Origin of the sequence: Corynebacterium sp. (assembly GCF_012837295.1) — a bacterium.
Taxonomy (GTDB): domain Bacteria; phylum Actinomycetota; class Actinomycetes; order Mycobacteriales; family Mycobacteriaceae; genus Corynebacterium.
The window spans coordinates 1-5,198 of record NZ_DURI01000347.1 but is presented as its reverse complement, the minus strand read 5'-3'; the positions used below and the strand labels follow the sequence as shown (position 1 = coordinate 5,198).

The window sequence follows — 5,198 nt, the reverse complement described above, 5'->3', positions numbered from 1 at the left end:
GGCCGCGGCGGAGCGGTGATCAACATCTGGGGCATTCTGCTGCCGGGGTTGGCGGTGCTGGTCTACCTGGTGGCGGCGGTGCTGCCGTCGTCGGCGGGGCGAAAGGCACGCTGATCTCCGAGGCGACGCGGGTGCGCCGGCGGGAAAGACCGTGAGAGAAGTGCAACACCCCCGTGACGTCACGACGGACGTCACGGGGGTGACTTCGTCGAAGGTGACGGTCCGTGCAATCAACCCGGGCCGCCGCTTCGCGCCGCGCCCCCGGCAGGATTCGAACCCGCGACCAGCCGGGTAGAAGCCGGATGCTCTAATCCACTGAGCTACGGAGGCATGCGAGACGGAATAATAGCCCGGTCGCCGGGTTCGCCGTTAAGCGGGGCGGGGCCGCGCCGGGGGAGGTCGCGGCGCGGAACCGGAGTTCTGCGGCCCCACCGTGGGGGTCTACCCTAGGGGGCATGACTGCGACGATGACCCGACCGACCCACAAGGTCCGGGGAACCCTCGGCTGGTACGTGGTTTTCGCCTTGGTGGCGGGCGCTCTCGCGGGCGCGCTGTCGCTGGCGTTCAACATGGAATCGCGCTCGACGCTGGGCATCCCGGATCCGGGATTCATCACCACCGTGGGCTTCCCGCTGGCGAAGGCCGGCGGCGAGATGCTCGCGGCCCTGGCGATCGGCTCGTTCATGTTGTCGGCGTTCGGCTCCCGGCCCAGACCGGACGGGACGGTCGACCTCGACGGTTGGGCGGCTGCGCGGACGGGCCGGTGGGCGATCTTCAGCTGGGGCGCCATCGCGTTCCTGCAGATCCCGTTGGTGCTTTCCGACGTCTCGGGCCAGCCGTTGTCCACGACCATCCGCCCGGAGAATTGGTCCGTCGCGCTCGACCAGGTCAGCGAGGCGCTGGCGTGGCTGTGGGTGGGCATCTTCGCCATGGCCGTTGCACTCGGCTCGGCGCTGACCAGCAAGTGGATCTGGCAGCCGGTGTTCTTCGCGGTGTCGCTGGTGTCGATGATGCCTCTGGCCGTCGTCAGCCACAACGCCACCGGCGGCAACCACGACTACGGCACGAACTCCTACATCTGGCACCTGACGTTCACCGTGTTCTGGGTCGGCGGCCTGATGGCGCTGATCGGCCATGCCCGCCGCCGCGGCGAGTTCATGTCGGAGGTCGCGTCGCGCTACAGCTTCGTCGCGCTGGTCGCCTTCGTGGCCATGAGCGCCTCGGGCGTGATCAACGCGGCGATCAACCTGTCGTGGCAGGACCTGTTCAACAACAACTACGGCATCCTCGTCGTGGTCAAGGCGCTGCTGATCATCGTGCTGGGCCTGTTCGGCTACATGCACCGCAGGGTGACCATCCCGGCGCTGGACAAGAACCCGAACGGGCTGGCGTTCTGGCGCCTGGCCATCGTGGAGGTCCTGGTGATGGCCGTCGCGGTCGGCGTGGCCGTCGCGCTGGGCCGCACCCCGCCGCCCCCGAACTACTCGGATCAGGCCGGCGGCGAGGGCCTGCCGCCCATCACGCAGATGGAGGTCAAGCTCGGCTACGAGCTGGACATCCCGTTCGGCTGGGAGGCGCTGTTCACGCAGTTCCGCTTCGACATCTTCTTCGGCTCGGCCGCGATCATCGCCGCGTGGATCTACCTGTACTGGCTGCGCAAGCTGCACAAGCGCGGCGGCGAGTGGCCGATCGCCAACACCATCTGGTGGCTGGCGGGCTGTGCGTTGCTGCTGTTCACGTCCTCGTCGGCGCTGGGCGTGTACATGCCGGCGCAGTTCTCGGTGCACATGCTGGCGCACATGCTCTACTCCATGGCCATCCCGGTCATGCTGGCGCTGGGCGGCCCTGTGACGCTGGCGCTGCGCGCGCTGAAGCCGGCCGGCCGCAAGGGTCTGCCGGGCATCCGCGAGTGGCTGGTGGCGTTCATCAACAACCCGGTGTCGCGGTTCCTGACCAACCCGGTCGTGGCCACGGCGCAGTTCGTGGCCGGCTTCTACCTGCTTTACATGACGCCGCTGTACGACTACCTGGCCGACGAGCACGCCGGTCACCTGTTCATGAACATCCACTTCCTCATCTCGGGCTACATCTTCTACTGGGTGATCATCGGCGTCGACGCCGCGCCGCAGCAGATTTCGCCGGCGGTGAAGCTGGTGTCGCTGATGGGTTCGCTGCCGTTCCACGCGTGGTTCGGCATCACGCTCATGCAGATGCAGCAGATCCTCGCGGAGGACTACTACCGCGAGCTGGCCCTGCCGTGGCACGTCGATCTGCTGGCGGACCAGAACGTCGGCGGCGCGGTGGCGTGGGCGTTGGGCGAGGTGCCCATGTTCATCGTCATGACCGCCCTGTTCGTCCAGTGGCGCCGCAGCGACGAGAAGGACGCCGCCCGCTACGACCGCAACGCGGAGCGCGACCATGACGCCGAGCTGGAGGCCTACAACGCCATGCTCGCCGCCCGCGGCAACCAGGGCATGACGGCCGAGGAGCGCGAGTACTACACCGGCACCGTCGACGCCGAGCACGAAGTGCACCTCGGTTCGGCGAAGGACGCGGGCAAGCAGCGCCGCAACTAGACGATCCGCGACCAAAGGGCAGGTGCTTCGGCACCTGCCCTTTGTGCTTTGCGACGCCCTTGTGCCCCGTGCAGGAGCGCGGCGTCGTCGTCAAGCCGGAGTGAGCGGGGCCTGTGGATGAGCGGCGTAATCGGGAATCCATCCACAACCCGGTTTTCGGTGGTGGTGCCGGGTGGCGCAGGGCGGCAGGGTCGGTTGTGCGAGGCCCGGAACCGAGCAGCGCTTCCGGGGTCCACGACCAGAAGGGGGACTCGCAGTGTCCGAAATCAAGATGACCATCGTCGGGAACATCACCAAGAAGCCGGAGATCAAGACCACCAACCAGGGGAAGCTGGTGACGCGACTGCGCGTGGCCTCGACCCGCAAGCGCTACATCGAGGGCCGGTGGATCGACGGGGAGAGCGCCTACATCGACGTCGACTGCTGGGAGCACCTGGCGCAGAACGTGGTCAACACGTTCGGCAAGGGCGACCGCATCATCGCCGAGGGGCGGCTGCGCACCGACGAGTGGAAGGACGAGCAGGGCAACAAGAGGTCCTTCACCAAGGTCGTCGCCGATTCGGTGGGCCCCGACCTGCGCTTCGCCACCGCGGTGATCACCCGCAAAAAGTCCAACGGTTCCCGGGTCTCCGACGCCGAGCGACGCGCCCGTGAGGAGGAGCTGATGAACGGGGCCGACGGCGGCGAGGGCGTCCCCGACGAGCCCAATGAGAGCAACCACTTCGACGAGTCGGTGCAGCGGGATGGTCACGGTGGTCACGACGAGCGTGACGGTCACGGTGGCCACGATGGCCACGAGGATCGCGACGAGGCCGTCGTCTTCACCCCGGATCCGGAGTTGACCGAGGTGGCTTCGTAGGCGGGCGTACCGCCGGTCGGGGAAGAATCCGGCGGTACCGGTAAGGTGAGGGCGAATGTGCGCGGGCGGTGATCGTCGCCAAGCAACTGCCGGGGATGCGATGAACGCGGACCCGGCGTGGCGGGCCGGTTCCCCGCGCACCTGAAGCGAAACCACCTACCTCCGAAGGAGAGCGCAGCTGTGGCTGAGTTCATCTACCAGATGAAGAACGTGCGCAAGGCGCACGGCGACAAGGTCATCCTCGACAACGTGACCATGGCGTTCTACCCGGGCGCCAAGATCGGCGTCGTGGGCCCCAACGGCGCGGGCAAGTCGTCCATCCTGAAGATCATGGCCGGCCTGGACCAGCCCTCCAACGGCGAGGCGTACCTCGAGCCGGGCGCCACCGTGGGCATCCTGCTGCAGGAGCCGCCGCTGAACGAGGAAAAGACGGTGCGCGGCAACGTCGAGGAGGGCCTCGGCGACATCTTCGAGAAGAAGCAGCGCTTCGAGCAGATCGCCGAGGAAATGGCGACGAACTACACCGATGAGCTGATGGAGGAGATGGGCAAGCTCCAGGAGGAGCTCGACGCCGCCGACGCCTGGGAGATCGATTCCAAGATCGAGCAGGCCATGGACGCGCTGCGCTGCCCGCCCGGCGACGAGGCCGTTACCCACCTGTCCGGTGGCGAGCGCCGCCGCGTGGCCCTGGCCAAGCTGCTGCTGAGCGAGCCCGACCTGCTGCTGCTCGACGAGCCCACCAACCACCTCGACGCCGAGTCGGTGCTGTGGCTCGAGCAGCACCTGCAGAAGTACCCCGGCGCCGTGCTGGCCGTGACCCACGACCGTTACTTCCTGGATCACGTTGCCGGCTGGATCTGCGAGGTCGACCGCGGCAAGCTCTACCCCTACGAGGGCAACTACTCCACCTACCTGGAGCAGAAGGCCCAGCGACTCGAGGTCGCGGGCAAGAAGGACGCCAAGCTGCAGAAGCGCCTGAAGGACGAGCTGGCGTGGGTCCGCTCCGGTCAGAAGGCCCGCCAGGCCAAGAACAAGGCCCGCCTGGAGCGCTACGAGCAGATGGTGGAGGAGGCCGAGCAGTACAAGAAGCTCGACTTCGAGGAGATTCAGATCCCGACCCCGCCGCGCCTGGGCAACCAGGTCGTCGAGGTCACGGACCTGGACAAGGGCTTCGACGGCCGCGTCCTGATCAAGGACCTGTCGTTCACGCTGCCGCGCAACGGCATCGTCGGCGTCATCGGCCCCAACGGCGTGGGCAAGTCGACGCTGTTCAAGACCATCGTCGGCCTGGAGCAGCCGGACGACGGCGAAGTGAAGGTGGGCCAGACGGTCCAGCTGAGCTACGTCGACCAGGGCCGCGAGAACATCGACGGCGAGAAGACGGTGTGGGAGGTCGTTTCCGACGGCCTGGACTACATCCACGTCGGCCAGAACGAGATGCCGTCGCGCGCGTACCTGTCCGCGTTCGGCTTCAAGGGCGCCGACCAGCAGAAGCCGGCGAAGGTGCTCTCCGGCGGTGAGCGCAACCGCCTGAACCTGGCGCTTACCCTCAAGCAGGGCGGCAACCTGATCCTGCTGGACGAGCCGACCAACGACCTGGACGTCGAGACCCTGTCCTCGCTGGAAAACGCGCTCGAGCAGTTCCCGGGCTGCGCCGTGGTCATTTCCCACGACCGTTGGTTCCTGGACCGCACCTGCACCCACATCCTCGCGTGGGAGGGCAACGTCGAGGAAGGCCAGTGGTTCTGGTTCGAGGGCAACTT

General features: G+C 67.2%; 3 protein-coding genes and 1 tRNA gene. 3 read left to right on the top strand and 1 reads right to left on the bottom strand.

Features of this window, described 5'->3' with window-relative positions; translation table 11 throughout:
- Nucleotides 1-256: 256 nt before the first annotated feature.
- Nucleotides 257-330, bottom strand: a tRNA-Arg gene (locus tag GX015_RS11425).
- 125 nt (nt 331-455) lie between these two features.
- Here GX015_RS11425 and GX015_RS11420 point away from each other — a divergent pair.
- From GX015_RS11420 to ettA, 3 genes are all read left to right on the top strand, one after another.
- Nucleotides 456-2,576 (top strand): cytochrome c oxidase assembly protein, encoded by a 2,121-nt coding sequence (locus GX015_RS11420; RefSeq protein ID WP_291345251.1) that lies wholly within the window; start codon nt 456-458, stop codon nt 2,574-2,576.
- Nucleotides 2,577-2,832: 256 nt separating this feature from the next.
- Entirely contained in the window at nt 2,833-3,435 is a 603-nt protein-coding gene (ssb, locus tag GX015_RS11415; protein WP_120983168.1) for a single-stranded DNA-binding protein, read from the top strand.
- A gap of 180 nt (nt 3,436-3,615) precedes the next feature.
- On the top strand, nt 3,616-5,198 hold a 1,583-nt coding region (ettA, locus tag GX015_RS11410), incomplete at its 3' end, for an energy-dependent translational throttle protein EttA (protein ID WP_291345250.1).